The organism is Haliea sp. E17, from assembly GCF_048323675.1.
Lineage (GTDB): Bacteria > Pseudomonadota > Gammaproteobacteria > Pseudomonadales > Halieaceae > Mangrovimicrobium.
In genome coordinates this window covers 590,583-612,199 of sequence record NZ_JBLWFK010000004.1, presented here as the reverse complement: position 1 = coordinate 612,199, position 21,617 = coordinate 590,583, and the positions used below count along the sequence as shown (strand labels likewise).

Below are 21,617 nucleotides of genomic sequence, written 5' to 3'. Positions count from 1 at the left end.
AGTCTCGGATTCAGTGCACCGCCCCGCGAGTTGTCACCTCCGTCACCGGGTCCGTATGGATCCAGAGAACAAGCCACCCGGCATGGACCAGTACTGGCGCATACCGGGTGGAATGGCGTTCAGTTCAACGTCAGAGAGTGAACTCCAGCCGGACCCCGTAGGTGCGCGGTGCGCCGTAACTGACGCCGTCGGCGAGTGCGGTCTGCAGCAGGCTCTGCAGGTAGTCCTCGTCGGTCAGGTTGCGGCCCCACAGGGCCAGTTTCAGGCGCGGTGCGGCGGCCGGGGTGTAGGAGAGTTCGCCGTCCAGCAGGCTGTAGGACTCCTGATGGATGCGGCCCGATACCTCGAAGTTGAAGCCGTCGTTGTAGTACCAGGAGGCGAAGGCGCCGAACTGGCCGATGGCGGTGTCCCTGGTGTAGTTGGCGTTGATGAAGCCGGTCCAGTCCGGTGCGCGGATCATCGCCTCGCCGCTGGCGTCGATGTTGACGTTGATATTGCCGCCGGTCGGGGAGGGCGCGAAGATGCCGGCCTCGGGGAAGTCGGTGTACTCGGCGTCGAGCCAGGAGATACCGGCGGAGAGTACCAGGTTCTCGGTGATTTCCAGTCCGGCGTTGACCTCGGCACCGTGGATTTCCGCCGAGGCGGCGTTCTGGTAGATGTAGTCCGGGGCGATATAGCGCGCTACCTGCAGGTCGCTGTAGTCGTAGTAGTAGGCCGCCGCGCTGAGCGAGAGGCTCTCAGTGGGATAGCCCTTGTAGCCGATTTCCCAGGCGTCGAGTTTCTCCGGCTTGACCGGCGGGCTGTCGTAGGCCGCGATGCTCAGCAGGCCGCTCTTGAAGCCCTCGCCGTAGCTCAGGTAGACGTTGGAGTTGTCGGACAGCGCGTAGCGCAGGGTGACCCGCGGGGTGAACTGGCTGAAGCTCTCGGTGTTGTAGGGCGAGGGGAGTTCCTCGATACCCGGGCCGCCGCCGTTGGACCAGGTGTCCTGGTCCTCCTCGCTGTAGCGGCCGCCGACGGTCAGCGCCAGTGCCTCGGTAATGTCGTAGTTGGCCTCGGCGTAGATCGCCATGATTTCCTTCTCGATGTGGCCGATGGAAATCGAGGTGTACACGGTCGGGCCCTCGGGTACCGGCGCCAGGGTCGGCGGGGACTGCAGGCGGAAGATGTTCGGGTCGAAGCTGTCGGTGCCATTGAGGTAGAACAGGCCGCCGCTGAAACGCCACTTGCCGAACTGCTCCGAGACGAAGTTGAACTCCTGCACCCAGTTGTCCTGGAACTGGTTGACCGAAACGTCAGCGTAGTTGGCCGGGCTGTAGTCGACGTCCGCCCACTGCTTCACCTCCGTATCCACGTAGGCGGTGGTGGAGGTCAGGGTGCCAAAGGGCAACTCGAAGTTGGCCAGCAGGCTGGCGCCCCAGGCTTCAAAATCGCTGTCGGTGGTAAAGCTGTAGGCAGTTTCCTTGGCGTCGGGGAAGGGGGCGCCCGGGTAGAACAGGTAGCCCACGGAGTTGCGCTCCCAGGCCTGGCCGGCATACAGGCTGCTGTCCTCGCGGTCGGACCAGAAGCCGCTCAGGGTGAAGTCCATGGAGTCGTTCGGCTGGTACAGCAGCTTGCCGCGCAGCATCTGCGAATCGAGCCCCTTGTCGCTGCCGCCAAAGACAATCTGGTCGCGGTAGCCGTCCCGCTCCCGGTAGGCGAAGGCCAGGCTGCCGGCGACCATATCCGCGAGGGGACCGCTGATATACCCCTTGATTTCCGCATCGTCGTAGTCGCCGTAGCTGGCGCTGATGCGGCCCTCCAATTCCTCGGTATTGGGTGCGCGGGTGGTGATGATAATGGCACCGCCGGTGGCGTTCTGGCCGTACAGGGTGCCCTGGGGGCCCTTGAGGATTTCGATCTGCTGGGCGTCCGGCAGGTCCATCAACTGGGACGCCTGGGAGGCCATGTAGACCCCGTCGAGGTACATGGCCACATTGGAGCTGTCACCGGCGTCGGAACCGGCGGAGGTGACGCCGCGGATGGCCGGTTGCAGGTAGCCGCCGTTGAAGGTCAGCTCCAGCCCGGGGGTAAGGCGGCCGAGGTCGCGGGTGGATTCGATGCCCGAGCGCTGCAACTGGTCGTCATTCAGCGCGGTGATAGAAATCGGCACGTCTACCAGCCGCTCCCGGCTGCGCTGGGCGATGACCTCGACGATCTCAAGGGTGGGTTGGGTAGTTTCGGCGGTTTGCTGGGCAATTGCCGGCACACAGCCGGCGCCGGCGATGGCGAGGAGTACTGCGCGTTGCATGATACGGTTATTCATTGTTATCTCCTGTGAGAGTGGCGAGCATGGTTCCACCGGCTGGCCCAGGAGATATCGCATCAAGCCCGGGACAAGTCGGGGGGTGAGTGCGATAAAGATAATTACCTATTAATTATTGTTAGATCAGGTGCTGTAGCTAAGGCGTGACCGCCTTAAAAGCTGAATATATTACAGTTTTGTATTCCCGCCAAATCATATTTCAGGCGCTTGGGGGCGGTCGGGAATGCAGGCTGCTGGGGGGCGCTTGCGGGCTGCTCAGTTCGCGGCTTCTTCCGCCTCGGCGCGCAGCACGCGTTCCAGCTCCAGGCTGTTCTGCCTGGAGCGGTTGATGTATTCCTTCTCGTCGTCGACAAAATCCACCAGTTGCAGCAGGTGGGCCTCGTCCATACTGCGGAAGGTGTCCGCCTTTTCCCGGCTCTGGGCCTCGTCCAGTCCGAGGAACTGCAGGGCCTGCTGACCGAGCTGCATGGCCGAGTGGAAGGTGTCCCGGACCACCACGTCGACCCCCGCGCGCAGCAGTTTCTGGGCTTCGCGCCGGCCGATGGCGCGGGCCATGATGGTGAGGTGGGTGCAGTGCTTGCGGGCGTACTGGGCGATCTGCAGGGTGCTGTCGGGATCGGCCAGCGCCAGCACCAGCAAGCGGGCATCGCGAATACCGGCCGCCTCCAGCAGTTCCGGGCGCGAGGCGTCGCCGAAAAACACCTTGTGCCCGAAGCGCCGCACCAGTTCGACCTGCTCGACGCTGTGGTCGAGAACGGTGACCTGGAAGCCGCTGGTGCGCAGCAGGCGGCCGATGATCTGGCCGACGCGGCCAAAGCCGCAGATGATGACCGGGGTCGCCCCGTCGTCGATGGTGTCGGCGGAGGGCCGTTCCTCGCCGGACTGGCTGATCAGCCGGGGACGCAGCCACAGTTCGTAGAACAGCATCAGCAGCGGCGTGATTGCCATCGACAGGGCGACCGCGAGGATCAGGGTGCTGGCCATGGCCTCGGGAATCACCGACAGCGAGGTGGCGAAGGCAAACAGCACAAAGGCGAATTCGCCGCCCTGGGCGAGCGCCAGGCTGAACAGCCAGCGCTGGTCGCGGGCCAGCGCAAAGACATTGCCGATCACCAGCAGCACGATCACCTTGATGCCGATCAGGGCGGTCACCAGCAGGGCGATGTCGAGGGGTCTGTCCGCCAGCAGGTGGAAGTCCATGCTGGCCCCGACAGTGATAAAGAACAGGCCGAGCAGCAGGCTCTTGAAGGGGTCGATTTCTGCCTCCAGCACGTGGCGGTATTCGCTGTCCGCCAGCACCACGCCGGCGAGGAAGGTACCGAGGGCCGCGGACAGCCCCACCTGCTCCATCAGCAGGGTGATGCCGGTCACCAGCAGCAGGGCGGTGGCGATGAACAGCTCCCGCATCTGCGCCGAGGCAACCATGTTGAACAGCGGGCGCACCAGGAAGCGCCCGGCGAGGATGATACCGATGATGACCGCGGCGACCACCAGGGTGTGGTGCCAGCCGGACAGTCCCTCGTGGAAATAGTTCTCGCCGTCGTCGATCGCATGCTCCGCCAGCAGCGGCAGCAGGGCGAGCATGGGAATCACTGCGATGTCCTGGAACAGCAGCACGGAGAATGCGGAGCGACCGCCCTCGGTTTTCAGCAGGCCCTTTTCCGAGAGCATCTGCAGCACGAAGGCCGTGGATGAGAGCGCGAGGATGAAGCCGATGGCGAGCGCTTCCCGCCAGCCCAGGCCGAAGGCCAGCGCCAGGGCGACCAGCGCGGCGGCGGTGCTGAACACCTGGGCCGCACCCATGCCGAGTATCGGCAGGCGCATGCGCCAGAGTTTTGCCGGCTCCATTTCCAGGCCGATCAGGAACAGCATCATCACCACCCCGAGTTCGGAGAAGTGCATGACTTCCTCGATATCGCTGCCGACGAGTGCCAGCGCGTAAGGGCCGATAACGGCGCCGGCGACCAGGTAGCCGAGGACGGAGCCCAGGCCGAGGCGCCGCGCGATGGGCACCGCGATGACCGCGGCGAGGAGGAAAATAAACGCTTCAAACATTCGCTGAATGTAGCCTACACGGCAAGGCGAGGGAAGATGGCGGGCTGCGGTTTGGTCGCGAGTGCGCGGTGACCGGGGCGGGCAGCGCAGCGCATCAGGGAACACCCATTAAAAAACGCATTGTCGTAAAAATCACGCTTTTTATTTTTTCTTTTCCTCTTCTAGCCGACGCAATTTCCTGTATGCTGAAACTCAACCTCAAGTGGTTTTTGTCTTTGCCCAAAGACAGGGAGGAGTGGACGATGAGCCTGTTCAATCACTACCAGGACCGCTACGAAGCGACGCGGGAAGAGGAGTACAGCCTTCAGGAATACCTGGAGTTGTGCAAATCCGATCCAAGCGTTTACGCCTCCGCCGCAGAGCGGATGTTGTTGGCAATCGGTAATCCCGAGCTGGTCGACACCTCGAAGGATCCCCGGCTCAGCCGGATATTCGCCAACAAGGTCATCAAGCGTTACCCCGCCTTCCACGAGTTTTTCGGCATGGAAGAAGCGGTCCAGAAAATCGTTTCCTATTTCCGCCACGCGGCGCAGGGCCTGGAAGAGCGCAAGCAAATCCTCTACCTCCTCGGACCCGTCGGCGGTGGTAAGTCCTCACTTGCGGAGCGCCTCAAGCAGTTGATGGAGCGGCAGCCCATCTACTGCATCAAGGGCTCGCCGGTGTACGAGTCGCCCCTCGGGTTGTTCAGCGCGGACGAGGACGGGGCGATCCTCGAGGAGGAGTACAATATACCCACCCGCTACCTGAAGTCGGTGATGTCTCCCTGGGCAGTCAAGCGCCTGCACGAATTCCACGGTGACATCACCCAGTTCCGGGTGGTCAAGATGTACCCCTCGGTGATGGACCAGGTGGGTATTTCCAAGACCGAACCCGGCGATGAGAACAACCAGGACATCTCCTCACTGGTGGGCAAGGTGGACATCCGCAAGCTGGAACACTTCGCCCAGAACGACCCCGATGCCTATTCCTTCTCCGGCGGCATGTGCCGCGCCAACCAGGGCCTGATGGAATTCGTCGAGATGTTCAAGGCGCCCATCAAGGTACTGCACCCGCTGCTGACGGCGACCCAGGAAGGCAACTACAACGGTACCGAGAGTATCGGCGGCATCCCCTTCGAGGGGATCGTGCTGGCCCACTCCAACGAGTCCGAGTGGCAGTCGTTCAAGAACAACAAGAACAATGAGGCCTTCATCGACCGGGTATCCATCGTCAAGGTGCCCTACTGCCTGCGGGTGACCGAGGAGATCAAGATCTACGAGAAGCTGTTGCAGAACAGCTCCCTGCACGAGGCGCCCTGCGCGCCCGACACCCTCGACATACTTGCCCAGTTCAGTGTGCTCTCGCGTCTCAAGGAGCCGGAGAACTCGAGCATCTATTCCAAGATGCGTATCTACGATGGCGAATCGCTGAAAGACCGCGATCCGAAAGCCAAGTCGATCGCGGAATACCGCGACAACGCCGGCGTCAACGAGGGCATGGACGGCCTGTCCACCCGTTTTGCGTTCAAGGTCTTGTCGCAGGTATTCAACTTTGATCCGGTGGAAGTCGCCGCCAACCCGGTGCACCTGCTCTATGTGCTGGAGATGGCCATCGAGCAGGAACAGTACCCGGCGGAGGTGCACGACCGCTACCTGAACTTCATCAAGGAATGGCTGACGCCGAACTACGTCGAATTCATCGGCAAGGAAATCCAGACCGCCTACCTGGAGAGCTATGCCGAGTACGGCCAGAACCTGTTCGACCGCTACGTCACCTACGCCGATTTCTGGGTGCAGGACCAGGAGTACCGCGATCCGGAAACCGGCGAGATGCTCAGCCGCTCCGCGCTCAACGACGAACTGGAGAAAATCGAGAAGCCCGCCGGTATCAGCAACCCGAAGGACTTCCGCAGCGAGATCGTCAACTTCACCCTGCGGGCCCGGGCCAGCAATGCCGGCAAGAATCCGAGGTGGACCAGCTACGAAAAACTGCGCACCGTTATCGAGAAGAAGATGTTCGCCAGCACCGAAGACCTGCTGCCGGTCATTTCCTTCAATGCCAAGGCATCCGCCGAGGACCAGAAGAAGCATTCCGACTTCGTGGACCGGATGGTTGCCCGCGGCTACACCGAGAAACAGGTGCGGTTGCTGTCGGAGTGGTACCTGAGGGTGCGCAAGTCGCAGTAGATTTTTCCTGGCACTTGATGTGCCAAAGTAGAAGTTTGGTATGAAGTAAGGTGGGTATTCACACGGTGGTATTTGCCGACCGTGCGAGGCATGGATGCCGAGCCCGAGCCCCCATGGACGGGTTCACGGCGTGTCGGCAAATACCACCGTGTGAATACACGCCGAACTACGAAGCCGCCTTCGGACCAACTTTTAGCCTGCTTAGCCGTAATTCGCGTTGGCAGGCGGGTTGCCCGGTTTTTGTCGTGCCGGTGAAGCGGGCTGGAAACCGTTGCCCCAAAGTCTTGTCAAAGCTGGAAGGGCAGCGAGGTCTATATTGCATTGCAGTGCCGATACTGAATACAGTCGCGATCGGAGGACAACGTGGGATTTCTGATCGACCGCAGGAACAACCCGAAACAGAAAAGCACCGTCAACCGGCAGCGCTTCCTGCGCCGCTATCGCCAGCAAATACAGGAAGCGGTCAGTGAGAACCTGCGCGGCCGCCATATTACCGACAATGATCGCGGCGAGAAAATCGCCATCCCCAGCAAGGATATCGGCGAACCCCGCTTCCATCACGGCGCCGGTGGCCGGATTACCCATGTGGTTCCCGGCAATGACCAGTACACGCGCGGCGATCGCATCCCGCGCCCGGAAAGTGGCGGGGGCGGCAGCGGCCAGCAGGGTAGCGCGGACGGGGAGGGCATGGATGAGTTCGTGTTCCAGATCAACCGCGACGAGTTTCTCGACGTCCTCTTCGATGATATGGAACTGCCCAACCTGACCAAGCGCCTGCTCTCGGGCCAGGAGGAGTTCAAGCGCCTGCGCGGTGGCTTCACCTCCGCCGGGCCGCCCTCCAATCTCAGCGTGGTGCGCTCCATGCGCTCGGCCACCGCGCGGCGTATAGCCCTCGGCGCCGGGCGGCGCACCGAGCTACGGGAACTGGAAAAGGAACTGGCGGAACTGCCGGAGGAATCTGCCGAGCGCCGCGAGGAGATCGAGGCGCGCATCAGCGAACTGCGCGAGGCGCTGTCCCGCATCCCCTTCCTCGACGACGTCGATATCCGCTATCACCGGCATTATCACGAGCCAATCCCGCACTCCAAGGCGGTGATGTTCTGCGTGATGGACGTCTCCGGTTCCATGGACCAGTCGATCAAGGATCTGGCCAAGCGCTTTTACATCCTGCTCTACCTGTTCCTGTCGCGCAATTACGACCGCACGGAACTGGTTTTCATCCGCCACCATACGGTGGCCAAGGAAGTGGATGAGGACGAGTTCTTCAATTCCCGCGAGACCGGCGGTACCGTGGTGTCCAGTGCGCTGGAGATGATGAAAACCATTATCGAGGCGCGTTACTCCCCGACGGAGTGGAATATCTACGGCGCCCAGGCCTCAGACGGTGACAACTGGCCCGACGACGCCCAGCGCTGCCTGCGTCTGATCAACGAAGTGCTGCCGCTCTGCCAGTATTACGCCTACGTGGAAATTACCGACGCTGGCGACAAGCCCCTGTGGAATATCTACTCCACCCTGCTGGAGCGCTGGAACGATGTGTTCGCGATGCAGCACATTACCGGTCCGGGGGACATCTATCCGGTATTCCACGAACTGTTCCGGAAGCAGACTGCATGACGCGCGAACCACTGTCGACAGAATCCGACTGGACCTTCGAACTGCTGCAGGACTACGAGCGGGAAATCGCCCGGATCGCCGGGGATTTCAAGCTCGATACCTATCCCAACCAGATCGAGATCATCAGCTCGGAGCAGATGATGGACGCCTATGCCTCATCCGGCATGCCTATCAACTATCACCACTGGAGCTTCGGCAAGCACTTCCTCGCGGTGCAGAACAGCTACAAGCGCGGGCACATGGGGCTGGCCTACGAGATAGTGTTCAACTCCAACCCCTGCATCGCCTTCCTGATGGAGGAGAACTCCCTCACCATGCAGGCGCTGGTCATCGCCCACGCCAGCTATGGCCATAATTCCTTTTTCAAGGGCAACTACCTGTTCCGCACCTGGACCGACGCCGAATCGATCATCGACTACATGGTGTTTGCGCGGAACTACATCGCCGAGTGCGAGCAGCGCCACGGTGTGGAGGAAGTCGAGGAAATCCTCGATGCCTGCCACGCGCTGATGAACTACGGCGTCGACCGTTACAAGCGCCCCTACCCGATGTCGGTGGCGGAGGAGCGGCAAAAGCGCGAGGAGCGGGAGATCATCCTGCAGCAGCAGGTCAATGAGCTGTGGAAGACGATACCGGTTTCGGACCGGGTGGCGGACCACCGCCAGCAACATCGCTACCCGGAGGAGCCGCAGGAAAACATCCTGTATTTCCTCGAGAAGAACGCCCCCCTGCTGGAGCCCTGGCAGCGGGAAATCATCCGCATCGTGCGCAAGGTGTCCCAGTACCTCTATCCCCAGCGCCAGACCAAGGTGATGAACGAGGGTTGGGCCTGCTTCTGGCACTTCCATATCATTCATGAAATGTACCGCGAGGGGCTGGTGACGGACGGTTTCATGATGGAGTTCCTGCAGTACCACACCGCAGTGATCTACCAGCCGCCGTTCAATTCGCCCTACTACAGCGGCATCAACCCCTACACCCTCGGTTTCGGCATGATGCAGGACCTGCGCCGCATCAGCGAGAACCCCACCGAGGAAGACCGCCGCTGGTTTCCGGATATCGCCGGCACTCCCTGGCGGGAGACGATGGATTTCGCGATGCGCGATTTCAAGGACGAGAGCTTCATCCTGCAGTTTCTCTCGCCGCACATGATTCGCGACCTGAAGCTGTTTGCGGTACTCGACGACTCGGACCGCGATTACCTGGAGGTCACCGCAATTCACGATGACGCCGGCTACCAGATGGTGCGCGAGGCGCTCTCCGCCAATTACGATCTCGGCAACCTCGAACCCTATATCCAGGTTTACAACGTGGATGTACGCGGCAACCGCTCCCTGACCCTGCGCCACGACATGCACCGCGGCCGTCCCCTGGAGAAATCCAGTGGGGAAGAGGTGGTCAAGCACCTGCAACGCCTGTGGGGCTTCGACGTTGTGCTGGAATCTGTCAAGGATGGCAAGGTGAATTCCCGCATTGTGCACAGCGAGCTCGAATGATCGCTGCGACCGGGCCCCGGTCGTGACGATGACCAGGCTGTAACCTGGCGCCAGTTCCCGTTTTCACCTCGCCGCCCTTGCCTGTGGCCCCAGCATGTACTATTCAGTACCCGCAGATTTTCCCGATTTAACAAGTTGAGCCATGACCAAACAGGAAGTACCCGCACAGCAGGATGACGAAGGCATCTACAGGACCCTGCTCGAATCGACCCGCGCCATTCCCTGGCGCATTGACTGGGCGACCATGCAGTTCAGTTACATCGGCCCGCAGATCGAATCGCTGCTCGGCTGGCGCCAGTCCAGTTGGGTCAGCGTCGAGGACTGGGCGGAGCGCATGCACCCGGAGGACCGCGAGTGGGTAGTGAACTACTGCGTGTCGCAATCCGAGTCCGGTGTCGACCACGAGGCGGACTATCGCGCCCTGACCAGTGATGGCGAGTACGTTTGGATTCGCGACGTGGTCCACGTGGTGCGCCGGGAGGACGGTTCGGTGGAGGCCCTGGTCGGCTTTATGTTCGATATCAGTGAACGCAAGCGCACTGAGGAGAAACTGGCCCGGGTACAGCAGGAACTGGAGGAGCTTTCCTACAAGGACGGCCTGACCGGCATCGCCAACCGGCGGATGTTCGACTCGATCATGGATGTCGAGTGGTCGCAGTCGATTCGCAGCCGCCAGCCGCTGTCGCTGATCCTGCTCGATATCGATGCTTTCAAGGAATACAACGACCACTACGGGCATATCCAGGGTGACGAATGCCTGCGGCGGGTCGCCAACCTGCTGGAAAACGCCGCCCGCCGGCCACGGGACTTCTTTGCCCGCTTTGGCGGCGAGGAGTTCATCTGGGTGTTACCGGAAACCGAGGCCGCAGCCGCGCAGATGGTGGCCCAGCGCTGCCAGGAACTGCTGCGCCGGGAGGCGATTCCCCATGCCCGCTCTCGTGCCGGGGGCAACCTGACCATCAGCCTCGGCGTCGGCAGTACCGTACCTGACCGCGGCGACGATCCGCTGGCGTTCATTGAACGGGTGGATCGCAGCCTGTACCAGGCCAAGCAAACCGGGCGCAACCGGATCTGCACGGTGGAGTAGACTGCGATGAGCTTTCTCCAGTGGGTCCTGTTCTGCCTGCTGCTGGGCCTGGCGGGCGCCGCCCTGTTCGTCTGGCTGCCTCGCTACCGCCGCCGCCGGGCCCTGGCCCAGCCCTTTCCTCCCGGTTGGGAGGCTTTCCTGCACCAGTTGCCATGGTTTGCCCGGATGCCCGCGTCGCTGCAGTGCGAACTGCGTCAACAGGTACAGGCATTCCTCTACGACAAGCGGTTCAGCGGCTGTGAGGGGCTGGAAGTCACCGAGCAGATGCGGGTGGTTATCGCAGCACAGGCCTGTACCCTGTTACTGAACCGTCCCACCAATGGTTTCCGCGGCCTGCGCTGGATTTACCTGTTTCCCACGGCCTTTCGCAACCGCCAGCCGCAGCACGATGAGGACGGCCTGGTGTCCCACGCGAGAACCTCGTTCCTCGGTGTTTCCTGGAGCAACGGGCGGGTGGTACTGGCCTGGGACAGCGTACAGCAGGGCCTGCTCGATAACAGCGACGGTCACAACGTGGTGCTGCACGAATTCGCCCACCAACTCGACCAGGAAGACGGCAGCGCCGACGGCGCGCCGCTGCTCTACACCCGCGAGGGCTACCGGCAGTGGTCCGCGGTACTGGGACACGAGTTCGAGCACCTGCGCAACCAGCTTCACCACGGCCGCCACGGCTTGATCGACGATTACGGCGCGACCAACCCGGCGGAATTCTTTGCGGTCATCACCGAGCTGTTCTACGAACGCCCCCGGGCCATGGCCAGGGCCTATCCCGAACTGTTCCGGGTATTGAAAGACTACTACCGCGTGGACCCGGAGCAGTGGCGTGAGGACGCCACTGGCCCAGCACTGAATCCGCAGTCGCCCGGTTGGCCGCGGGAATGCCCGCGGGGCTCCGCCGGCTGGTAGTTGCGCGGGATATTTCTTCGCGCCAGCAGGCCAGTGCCAAACTCCCCGGATGCCGGTGCAGGTGATTCCTCGGCGGCTTGGTAGTAAGCTTTCGCGTTTTTACCCACAACAATAACCGCCGCCCGGGCCCCGATGCTGTTCAATTCCACCACCTTCCTGTTCCTGTTCCTGCCGCTGGTGGTACTCGCCTATCATTGTTTGCTGCGCCTGGGGCGAGCCGGCGCAGCAAAGGCCTGGCTGGTAATCGCTTCCCTGTATTTCTATGCCTACTGGAAGCTGGAATACCTGCCGCTGCTCTTGCTGTCCATCGTGGTGAACTACTACCTCGGTATCGCGCTGGCAAAGACACGGGAGGGCAGGGGGCACGCCGGCGCGTTACTGGGACTGGGCCTGTTCTTCAACCTGGGCGTGCTGGCCTACTTCAAATACGCCGGGTTCCTGCTGGAATTGTTCAACGCCCTGGGCGGTAGTGATTTTTCAATGGCCGCACTGGTGCTGCCACTGGCGATCAGTTTTTTTACCTTCCAGCAAATCGCCTACCTCGTCGATTGCTACAAGGGTTTCGCCCATGAATACGGTTTCGTCAATTACTGCGTATTTGTCACCTTCTTTCCCCAATTGATCGCCGGGCCCATCGTCCACCACAAGCAGATGATGCCGCAGTTCGCGGCGGTGGCCGCCGGCGGCAACTCCGTTGCCGGCAGCGCCCTGGCAGCACAGGGCCTGTTCATTTTTGCCCTCGGCCTGTTCAAGAAGGTCTGTGTCGCCGATTCCTTCGCACCGCTCGCCGACGCCGGTTTCAGCCAGGCCGTGCTGAGCCGCTCCGATGCCTGGCTGACCAGCCTCAGTTATACCTTCCAGCTGTATTACGACTTTTCCGGTTACTCGGATATGGCGATCGGCGCGGCGTTGTTGTTCGGTATTCGCCTGCCGGTGAATTTCCTGTCGCCCTACCGCGCCTCTAGCATCAGGGAGTTCTGGCGGATGTGGCACATCACCCTGTCCACCTGGTTGCGTGATTATGTTTTCATCCCGCTGGGGGGCAGCCAGTCGGGAACCAGGAAAACCCTGCGCAACCTGCTGCTGACTTTTCTCGTCGGCGGTATCTGGCACGGAGCGGGTTGGACCTTTATCGTCTGGGGGGGGATGCACGGGCTGGCGATGGTGGTTCAGCGCCTGTGGAGTACATTCGCGCGCCCCATGCCGCGCTGGCTGGGCTGGTTGCTGACTTTCAATTTCATCAACATCACCTGGGTGTTTTTCCGCGCGCCGGACCTGGCGACAGCGCAACGGATTATTGGCGCCATGTTTTCCCCGGCGGACAGCGGCCTGTCCGGTGTGCTGCTGTACCAGGCGATGCAACAGGCGGACAATCCGCTGTATTCGATTGTCGTCGGCGGGCTGAACCTGTCCCTGCTGTGGCTGGCGCCGCTGGTGCTGCTGGCGACCGTGTTCGCGCGTAACAGCATGGAGCAGTCGGGTTACGATGCGGGTGCCATTGCGCTGCCCAACTGGAAAATCGTGATCGCCGCCTGCGCATTCGCCCTGGCAGTCCTGTTCCTTCTTGCGGGAAGTCCCAGTGTATTCCTCTATTTCAACTTCTAGCCGGCAGATTGTGGCGTTCGTGGCCATCGTGATTGGCCTGTTGGCGACCTATGCGGCCTGGAACCTGCAGCAGTGGACTGAAGAGCAAGCCCGGCGCTTCGCGCGGGGCGGCACGGCGGAGCGGTTGCACCTGTTGTTCGAGAACGGGCATATCAGTGAGCGCGTGGCGCTGGCACTCTACCGCTCGGGGATCAGCGTGCAGCCGCGCTTTGCCCTGGTCGGCAGGGAGGGCTGGCTCTACCTGGGTGACAAGTTCGAAGGGGTGGCCTCCGCGGCGGCCGGTGGCGATGGCTCACCGCCGCCGGTGTCCACCGGGCGCTGGTCCGGGCAATTGTTGCAGCGGCAGGACTGGTTACAGGCCCAGGGGGTGGGTTCGCTGTTTGCGATAGCGCCCAACAAGCACACCATCTACCCGGAATTCGCGCCCGCCTGGCTGCCCTTCGGCAAGGACGCTACCCGGGAGCGCCTGGTGGCGGCGGCGCTCGCGGGGGGTGTACAGATCGTGGACACCGCACCGGTCATCGGCGCCGGGAAATGCTGTCGCGATGTGCTCTACAACCGCACCGACTCCCACTGGACGGCACCCGCGGCATTTTCCGGCTATGCGGCAGTCATGCAGGCACTGGCCGCCCAGGACCCGCAACTGCGGGCTCTCGAGGAGAGCGATGTGAGTTTCACCCTGGCACGAGGCCCCGCCACGGGGCTCGCCAAGCTACTGCGTATCAACCAGTTGCTGCCCGGGGACTACGACCAGTGGTATGAACAGCGGATTCACCGGCGCGCGCCGGCGCAGTGTTTTATCAAGCTCGACCAGGACTTCAGGGGCAGCACGGACTGTGTGCCGGTGGGCGACGAGCCGGTGGTGCCCACCTATTTCTTTGCCCGTGAACTGCGCAACACGGATGCCCTGAATGCCAGATCCCTGCTGCTGGTGCAGGACTCGTTCGGCATTGCGGTATCACAATATTTCAATCACAGCTTCCAGACTGTCTGGCACGCCCACATTGCCTACCTGCTGAACGGGGAGCGCCTGCGGAAATTTGTGCGGGAAAAGCGGCCGGATTTCGTCGTCTTCCTGGTGGTCGAGCGCAACCTGCTGCGTGCCATGGCCTACGAGTTCGACGGCGCGTCGCATGTCGTGGAAGCCGAGAGGGAATAGCGGATGCGCCTAATCTCCTGTAGTGCGCGCGGCCTGCTGCTGGCGATGACGCTGATTCCAGCCTTGCCGGTACACGCCGAATCGCGCTTTGAGCGGGTGGTGAGTTCACTCGCGGCGAGCGAGGACCAGTCGCTGCGGGCGCGCTTTGCCAGCGTCGCCATCCTCGAGCTCACCGAAACCTACCTGGCGGAGGCGGATCTCGCCCGCCGCCAGGCACGGGAGACCGAGGAAGCCGACGCCCGCACCCTGCGTTCCTGGGCCGGCGCGGTAGACCGCTATGCCATGCAGTTGCTGCCGCTGGTGGAAACCCTGGAAGCCGGCGCGCCGCTGGCAATGCAGCGGCACCCCAACGATGTGCCCTTCCTCGACGTGGCCGGGCGTGTGGTGATCCTCGCGCACCCGCGACCGGAGCAGCAGGCGGCCTATGAACAGGCCGTGCTGGCGCGCTTCTGCCGCCCCGGTGTCTGCGAGCAATTGGTCGCTGTGGATGCCATACCGCTGGCGCCGCCGCCGGCCCCGGTCAACCTCAACTGGGAATTCGGGCCGGGGACCGCGGCCTGTGTTTACCGCAACCTGCGGGTGAACTTTCCCGGTACGGCCAACCTGAACACGCGGCGCGAATTGTGCGGCCAGCTGATGCGCGAGCTGGAAGCGCTGGCCTCGGAACTGGCGCGCCAGCCAGCGCTGGGCGTGGCGGTGGAGTGGGACCAGTTGCAGGTGACCGCGTTGCAGGGACGCCCGGGCCACCTGGTGACCCTGAACCGGGCCGGCGATTCCGCGCTGGTGGAACTGCCCCTGTTGTACGCCAGTCCCGGGGCGCTGCAGGCGAGCAGCGGCTGGCTGCGCGGGCGCTATAACCCGGCGGGGCCGCCGGCGGTATCGCTGTCGGCGGCGGAACTGGGCTGGGAGTGAGGGGAGCGCACCGATTCCCCAATGTAAAAATCTCCAGTTATTGATCGATTCCTACAAAAGTCAGTTTGTACAATCCTTTTTTTCGTAGCCGCAGTCCCCGTGGTGGGTGCACAAGGAGAAGTGTATGGGTTGTTCACAGCGCGGGCGTGGTTGCGCAGTTCTGTTTCTGGGCCTGGGGACTTCTGCGTTCGGGCAGCAGCTTACCACTGCGCCATCGGCGGCAGCCGTTGCCAGCCCCGTCCCGGTCGATGCCGGCTGGTTGCTCGGCATGTTGTCCATGGCGCTGCTGGCGCTGGGCTTGCTGGCGCTGTGCCGGGGGCGCAGCTTCGGGCGAGCGCTGCCACTGCTGGTGTCCGCTATCTGCGCCGGCCTCTTCGCCCAGAGCGCAGAGCTGCGGGCGCAGCTGCTGCTCACCTTTAGCGACCCGGCGGGCGAGACCCTGTCCATTCCGGTGACGCAGATACCTTCGGGCGGCGACATCGCCGGCTTCGAGGTCGCGGATTTCACCAACGCATCGGGCGTCGCGCTGCGGGTCGCGTCGATCACCCAGCCGGATTCCGCCCAGTGCTTCCCCGGCGGGCTGTCGGGCGTACTGCTGCCCGCCGGCAGCGCCCCGACACCGGTGCCGTCCGCCTGTGCGGCAGGGCTGGTCCTCGCCGACGGCGACAGCTGCCGGGTGGACGTGGACACTGTGTGTCGCAATTTCTACACGTCTCTGGCGGAGGTGAGTGCGATCAGTCCCGCCTCCGGCAGCGCCAGCGGTCAGGTCGGCGTGACGATTACCGGCGCCAACCTGGCCGGCGCGACCGGGGTCACCTTCGACGGCGTGCCGGCGACCAGCGTCAACGTGGTCGGCAGCACGACCATCACGGCAGTCGCGCCGGCGCACGCGGCCGGCGCGGTGGACGTCGCAGTGAGCGCGCCCGCCGGCACTGCCACCCTCGCCAGCGGCTTCACCTATCTCGCGACCGCGGTGGGGCAGGCGGCCGGCGGCGGCGTGATCACGGCGCTGAATGGCGGGAACAGCCTGGTGGCGGCGACGGCCGACAGCAGCGCAGGCATCCAGTGGGGCGGGTTCGGCACGGCGACCGGCGCGCAATCCCTGGGCAATGGCGCGGGGAATACGGCGCAGATCGTCGCGGTGCTCGGCAACAATGGCGGCACGCCCTATGCTGCGCAGCTGTGCGCCGACTACGAGGTGGACTCACAGGGCAATACCCCCTGCCAGGCGGGCAATGCCTGCTACACCGACTGGTTCCTGCCAGCCGCCCACGAGCTGTCGTCGATGTACCTGAACAGGGTGGCAGTGGGAGGCTATGCGCTGGGGTCCTACTGGGCTTCCACAGAGGCCGCGCCGAATGAGGCGTACCAGATCCCCTTCAGCTACCAGTCGGTCACTGTGGTCTCCAAGAGCGATTCCGCGCGAGTGCGCTGCACGCGGACCTTAACGCCCTGAGGGCGCGTCCTAGCGCCCTTTCTTCGCGTTGGCGAACGCCGCCGCCAGGGCGTTGTTCGCCGGCGGTGCCGAGGTCTTCTGCTGCCGCTGCTGTTGCGGCTTGCCGCCGCCGCGGCGCTTGTCATCGCGGCGTCCGCCGCGCTGCTCCGCCTGCTCGCCGGCCTTGTCGGACATGCGCATGGACAGGCCGATGCGCTTGCGCGGCTCGTCCACTTCCATGACCTTCACCTTGACGATATCACCGGCCTTCACCACCTCGCGCGGATCCTTGACGAACTTCTCGGAGAGGGCGGAGATGTGCACCAGGCCGTCCTGGTGGACGCCGATGTCGACGAAGGCGCCGAAGTTGGTCACATTGGTAACCGTGCCTTCGAGCACCATGTCCGGGCGCAGGTCGGAGATCTTCTCCACCCCGTCCTGGAAGCTGGCCATCTTGAACTCCGGGCGCGGGTCGCGGCCGGGCTTGTCCAGCTCGCTGAGGATGTCCTTCACTGTCGGCAGGCCGACGCTGTCGGTGACGTAGTCCGCCGCGTTGACCGCGCGCAGGAAACTGCTGTCGCCGATCACGCTACTGACCTCGCGGCCCTGTTTTGCCGCGATGCTTTCCACCACCGCGTAGGATTCCGGGTGCACGGCCGAGGCGTCCAGCGGGTTGCTGCCGCCCTGGATACGCAGGAAGCCGGCGGCCTGTTCGAAGGTCTTGTCGCCGAAGCGGGAGACTTTCAGCAGCGCCTGGCGGTCGGCGAAGCTGCCCTGCTCGTCGCGCAGGGCGACGATGTTGGCGGCGATGCTCTGGCTGAGGCCGGAGACCCGCGCCAGCAGGGGAATGGAGGCGGTGTTCACGTCCACGCCCACCGCGTTCACACAGTCCTCGACCACCGCGTCCAGCTGGCGGGCCAGCTGCACCTGGCTGACATCGTGCTGGTACTGGCCGACGCCGATGGATTTCGGGTCGATCTTCACCAGTTCCGCCAGCGGATCCTGCAGGCGGCGGGCGATGGAGATGGCGCCGCGGATGGTGACGTCGAGGTCGGGGAATTCTTTAGCGGCAAATTCTGAAGCAGAGTAAACGGATGCACCGGCCTCGTTGACCATCACCTTGCGGCAGTTGAGGTCGGGGTTGGCCTTCAACAGGTCGCCGACGAAGCGGTCGGTCTCGCGGCTGGCGGTGCCGTTGCCGATGGCGATCAGCTCCGCGTCGTGGGCGCGGATCATCTTCAGCAACACGGCCTCGGCCTCGCGGATCTTGTTCTGCGGCGGGTTGGGGAAGATCGCGCCGTGGTCCAGCACCTTGCCGTTGGCGTCGATCACCGCCACTTTCACCCCGGTGCGCAGGCCCGGGTCGAGGCCGATGGTGGCCTTCTGCCCGGCGGGGGCCGCCAGCAGCAGGTCCTTGAGGTTGCTGGCGAAGACGCGAATGGCCTCTTCCTCCGCTGCTTCGCGCAGCTTGCCCAGCAGGTCGGTTGAGAGGTGGGTGAGCAGTTTCACCCGCCAGGTCCAGCGCACAGTGTCGCGCAGCCAGCCGTCGGCGGGGCGTCCCTGGTCCTTTATGCCCACGTGCTCGGCCACCATGCCCTCACAGGGATGGGTGGCGGTCAGGTCTTCCTCGGCGTCCATTACCAGGTTGAGGTTGAGCACGCCCTCGCGGCGGCCGCGGAACATGGCCAGGGCGCGGTGGGAGGGCACGCCCTTGAGCGCTTCGGTGTGTTCGAAGTAGTCGCGGAACTTGGCCCCTTCCTGTTCCTTGCCGTCGGCCATGCGCGAGGCGAGCAGGGCGTGCTCCTCGAGGAAGGCGCGCAGCTTGGCCAGCAGGTCGGCATCCTCGGCGAACATCTCCATGAGGATCTGGCGGGCGCCGTCGAGGGCGGCCTTGCTGTCCTTGATTTCCGCTTCCGGGTTCAGGTACTGCGCGGCCAGCGCCTCCGGGTCCTGGCTGGGGTCTTCCAGCAGCCCCAGCGCCAGCGGCTCCAGCCCGGCCTCGCGGGCGATCTGCGCCTTGGTGCGGCGCTTCTGCTTGTAGGGCAGGTAGAGGTCCTCGAGGCGCTGCTTGGTCTCGGCGCCGAGAATCGACTGTTTCAGCTCCGGGGTCAGCTTGCCCTGTTCCTCGATGCTGGCGAGGATGGCGCCGCGCCGTTCCTCCATTTCCCGCAGGTAGTGCAGGCGCTCTTCCAGGGTCCGCAGCTGGGTGTCGTCCAGCGCGCCGGTGACTTCTTTCCGGTAGCGGGCGATGAAGGGCACGGTGGCGCCCTCGTCGAGCAGGCCGATAGCCGCGTTGACCTGGTTTTCGCCCACGGCGAGTTCGTCGGCGATCCGCCGGGAGATGCTGTTAGTCATGCTGTTTTTTTCAGTGCCTACCGCGATTGGAGTGAAACTTCGGGATGGATTCGGAGGGGGATTATGCGTCAAGGCGCAGGGCAATTCGATATGGAATTTCCGCGTGACTTATGTCTAGTCGGGACTGGCGAGGACAGCCTGCGGCCCCCGGGGTTGGCGTGTCGGTTGGTCTGGCGGTCTGGCGGCCGCCGGGCCGCCCACCCCACCCCACCCAAACAAGACCAGGTATCGCAGGAAGACGTGCAGCGCCCGTCAGGCCGCCACCCGAACCGGCAGCAGAACAGCTAGCCGCTGTTGGACCGCGGTCCCGCGAAGAACCAGATCACCAGCCCAACCAGGGGCAGGAAGATGACCAGCAGGATCCACAGGAGCTTGTGGAGAGTCTCGCTCCTGCTGCCGAGAATATTGATGATGGCCCAGATATCGCCGATCAGAATCAGCAGGCCGAATACGCCCCCAACCTGAATGTCCATGTCGCCTCCAACGCAGTTGGCTCGATTGTCAGTGTAGACAAGGACAGGGCAGTTGGCATCCGGCGAACGCCGCTGCATGGGTCGCTCCGGGAACACGGTGGAATTTGTGCCCCGGCGAGCGCTTTTGACGCCCAGCCGGTGCAGCGCTCGGGTTATACTGCCGCCATGTCATTCGACCCCGCCCTCCAGGTTCTGCAATCCACCTTCGGTTTCGATGCGTTTCGCCCGCTGCAGGGCGAAGTCGTCGGCGAGCTGTGCGCCGGTCGCGATGCGCTGGTACTGATGCCCACCGGGGGCGGCAAGTCCCTGTGCTACCAGGTGCCTTCGCTGGTACGGGACGGCTGCGGGGTGGTGGTGTCGCCACTGATCGCCCTCATGCAGGACCAGGTGGACAGCCTGCGCCAGCTCGGGGTGCGCGCTGGGTACCTGAATTCCAGCCTGCCCGCCGAGGAGGCCCGCGCGGTGGAGGCGGCCCTGCTCGCCGGGGAGCTCGACCTGCTCTACGTGGCGCCGGAACGCCTGATCCAGCCGCGCATGCAGGCGTTACTGGACCGGGCTCGCATCGCCCTGTTCGCCATCGACGAGGCCCACTGCGTGTCCCAGTGGGGCCACGATTTCCGCGCCGATTACCTGCAGCTCAGCCTGCTGCACGAGCGCTATCCGCATATCCCGCGGATTGCCCTGACCGCCACCGCCGACGCCCGCACCCGGCAGGAAATCCTGACCCGCCTCGACCTCGGGGATGCCCGCCAGTTCATCGCCGGCTTCGACCGGCCCAACATCCGCTACCGGGTGGCGCTCAAGCACAACCCGCGGCAGCAGTTGCTGCGCTTCCTGCGCGAGGAGCACCCGCGGGACGCCGGTATCGTCTACTGCATGTCGCGCAGCAAGACCGAGGAAACCGCCGCCTGGCTCTGCCAGCAGGGCTTTGCCGCGCTGCCCTACCACGCCGGCCTCGACGCCCGCCTGCGCGCCACCCACCAGGCGCGCTTCCTGCGCGAGGAGGGGGTGGTGATGGTGGCCACCATCGCCTTCGGCATGGGTATCGACAAGCCCGACGTGCGCTTTGTCGCCCACCTCGACCTGCCGAAGACCGTGGAGGCCTACTACCAGGAGACCGGCCGCGCCGGCCGCGACGGCCAGCCCGCGGACGCCTGGATGGTTTACGGCCTGCAGGATGTCATCAAGCTGCGGCAGATGATGGATGCCTCCGAGGGCAGCGTGGAACACAAGCGGGCGGAACAGCAGCGGCTCAACGCCATGCTCGGCCTGTGCGAGATCACCAGCTGCCGGCGCCAGGCCCTGCTGCACTACTTCGGTGACACCCTCGACCAGGCCTGCGGCAACTGCGATACCTGCCTGGAGCCGGTCTCCACCTGGGACGGCACCGAGGCGGCGCAGAAGGCGCTGTCGGCGGCCTGGCGCACCGGCCAGCGCTTTGGTGTCAATCACCTGGTGGACGTGCTGCGCGGCCAGCGCACCGAGCGCGTGGAGCAGTTCGGGCACGACGCGCTGCCCACCTTCGGGGTCGGCAGTGACCTCGACGGCAACCAGTGGCGCTCGGTGTTCCGGCAACTGGTCGCCCGCGGCTTCCTGAGTGTCGATATGGAGCGGTACGGCGCCCTGCGCCTGCGCGACAACTGCCGGCCGCTGCTGCGCGGGGAGGAGCGGCTCGACCTGCGCCGCGACCCCGTGCGCAAGGCGGCGAAGCAACAGACCCGGCAAGCCCTGCCGGAGGATATCGACGTCGGCCTGTGGGAAGCCCTGCGCGAGCGCCGCCGCAGCCTTGCGGAGGAGCAGGGGATTCCGCCCTACATCATTTTCCACGACCGCACCCTGCAGGAAATGTGCGCGCTGCTTCCCGGGTCGCTGGAGGAGTTCGGGCGGATTGGCGGCGTCGGCGAGCGCAAGCTCGACAAGTACGGGGCACAGTTCCTCGAGGTGATTCGCGAGTACGCCGCGATTGGAACGGCTGTCCCCGCGAGTTGAAGGGCGCTTTCGGGCCACGGGGCCGAAAGTGGTGATGCGGATTGTGGAGAGTCCCTCTTCG

Annotated in this window: 14 protein-coding genes; 10 read left to right on the top strand and 4 right to left on the bottom strand. The window is 63.9% G+C overall.

Annotated elements, in window-relative coordinates:
* Nucleotides 1–130: 130 nt before the first annotated feature.
* Both ACNKU3_RS13355 and ACNKU3_RS13350 read right to left on the bottom strand, forming a co-directional pair.
* A complete protein-coding gene (locus tag ACNKU3_RS13355; protein WP_418259974.1) occupies nucleotides 131–2,302 on the bottom strand; it encodes a TonB-dependent receptor in 2,172 nt (723 codons plus the stop codon).
* A 255-nt stretch (nucleotides 2,303–2,557) separates the two neighbouring features.
* Complete coding sequence (locus ACNKU3_RS13350; RefSeq protein WP_418259973.1) at nucleotides 2,558–4,357, bottom strand: monovalent cation:proton antiporter-2 (CPA2) family protein; 1,800 nt, start codon at nucleotides 4,355–4,357, stop codon at nucleotides 2,558–2,560.
* Between the two features lie 242 nt (nucleotides 4,358–4,599).
* Here ACNKU3_RS13350 and ACNKU3_RS13345 point away from each other — a divergent pair, with 242 nt between their 5' ends.
* The 9 genes from ACNKU3_RS13345 to ACNKU3_RS13305 all read left to right on the top strand — a co-directional run bounded on the left by ACNKU3_RS13345 (nucleotide 4,600) and on the right by ACNKU3_RS13305 (nucleotide 16,760).
* A complete protein-coding gene (locus ACNKU3_RS13345) occupies nucleotides 4,600–6,522 on the top strand; it encodes a PrkA family serine protein kinase (RefSeq protein ID WP_418259972.1) in 1,923 nt (640 codons plus the stop codon).
* A gap of 363 nt (nucleotides 6,523–6,885) precedes the next feature.
* Nucleotides 6,886–8,139 (top strand): YeaH/YhbH family protein, encoded by a 1,254-nt coding sequence (locus ACNKU3_RS13340; RefSeq protein WP_418259971.1) that lies wholly within the window; start codon nucleotides 6,886–6,888, stop codon nucleotides 8,137–8,139.
* A complete protein-coding gene (locus ACNKU3_RS13335) occupies nucleotides 8,136–9,635 on the top strand; it encodes a SpoVR family protein (protein WP_418259970.1) in 1,500 nt (499 codons plus the stop codon). Before ACNKU3_RS13340 ends, ACNKU3_RS13335 begins: the two co-directional genes overlap by 4 nt.
* 142 nt (nucleotides 9,636–9,777) lie before the next feature.
* Nucleotides 9,778–10,722, top strand: coding sequence for a diguanylate cyclase domain-containing protein (locus ACNKU3_RS13330; RefSeq protein ID WP_418259969.1), 945 nt, complete (start codon nucleotides 9,778–9,780; stop codon nucleotides 10,720–10,722).
* A 6-nt stretch (nucleotides 10,723–10,728) separates the two neighbouring features.
* Nucleotides 10,729–11,628 carry a zinc-dependent peptidase gene (locus ACNKU3_RS13325; RefSeq protein WP_418259968.1) on the top strand — a complete coding sequence of 300 codons (900 nt, stop codon included), beginning with the start codon at nucleotides 10,729–10,731 and terminating at the stop codon, nucleotides 11,626–11,628.
* 132 nt (nucleotides 11,629–11,760) lie between these two features.
* Nucleotides 11,761–13,233: an MBOAT family O-acyltransferase gene (locus ACNKU3_RS13320; RefSeq protein ID WP_418259967.1), complete on the top strand. Its 1,473-nt coding sequence runs from the start codon at nucleotides 11,761–11,763 to the stop codon at nucleotides 13,231–13,233.
* Between the two features lie 19 nt (nucleotides 13,234–13,252).
* Nucleotides 13,253–14,392 carry an alginate O-acetyltransferase AlgX-related protein gene (locus tag ACNKU3_RS13315; RefSeq protein WP_418259966.1) on the top strand — a complete coding sequence of 380 codons (1,140 nt, stop codon included), beginning with the start codon at nucleotides 13,253–13,255 and terminating at the stop codon, nucleotides 14,390–14,392.
* Nucleotides 14,393–14,395: 3 nt separating this feature from the next.
* Complete coding sequence (locus tag ACNKU3_RS13310) at nucleotides 14,396–15,304, top strand: hypothetical protein (RefSeq protein ID WP_418259965.1); 909 nt, start codon at nucleotides 14,396–14,398, stop codon at nucleotides 15,302–15,304.
* Between the two features lie 124 nt (nucleotides 15,305–15,428).
* Nucleotides 15,429–16,760, top strand: coding sequence for a midcut-by-XrtH protein (locus ACNKU3_RS13305; protein WP_418259964.1), 1,332 nt, complete (start codon nucleotides 15,429–15,431; stop codon nucleotides 16,758–16,760).
* A gap of 9 nt (nucleotides 16,761–16,769) precedes the next feature.
* Here ACNKU3_RS13305 and ACNKU3_RS13300 read toward each other — a convergent pair whose 3' ends face one another.
* Both ACNKU3_RS13300 and ACNKU3_RS13295 read right to left on the bottom strand, forming a co-directional pair.
* Complete coding sequence (locus ACNKU3_RS13300; RefSeq protein WP_418259963.1) at nucleotides 16,770–19,094, bottom strand: Tex family protein; 2,325 nt, start codon at nucleotides 19,092–19,094, stop codon at nucleotides 16,770–16,772.
* Nucleotides 19,095–19,378: 284 nt separating this feature from the next.
* On the bottom strand, nucleotides 19,379–19,567 hold the full coding sequence (locus ACNKU3_RS13295; protein ID WP_418259962.1) for a PLDc N-terminal domain-containing protein: 189 nt from the start codon (nucleotides 19,565–19,567) through the stop codon (nucleotides 19,379–19,381).
* A 165-nt stretch (nucleotides 19,568–19,732) separates the two neighbouring features.
* On the opposite strand from ACNKU3_RS13295, the gene recQ reads away from it, so the two are divergent.
* On the top strand, nucleotides 19,733–21,556 hold the full coding sequence (recQ, locus tag ACNKU3_RS13290) for a DNA helicase RecQ (protein WP_418259961.1): 1,824 nt from the start codon (nucleotides 19,733–19,735) through the stop codon (nucleotides 21,554–21,556).
* Nucleotides 21,557–21,617 lie beyond the last annotated feature (61 nt).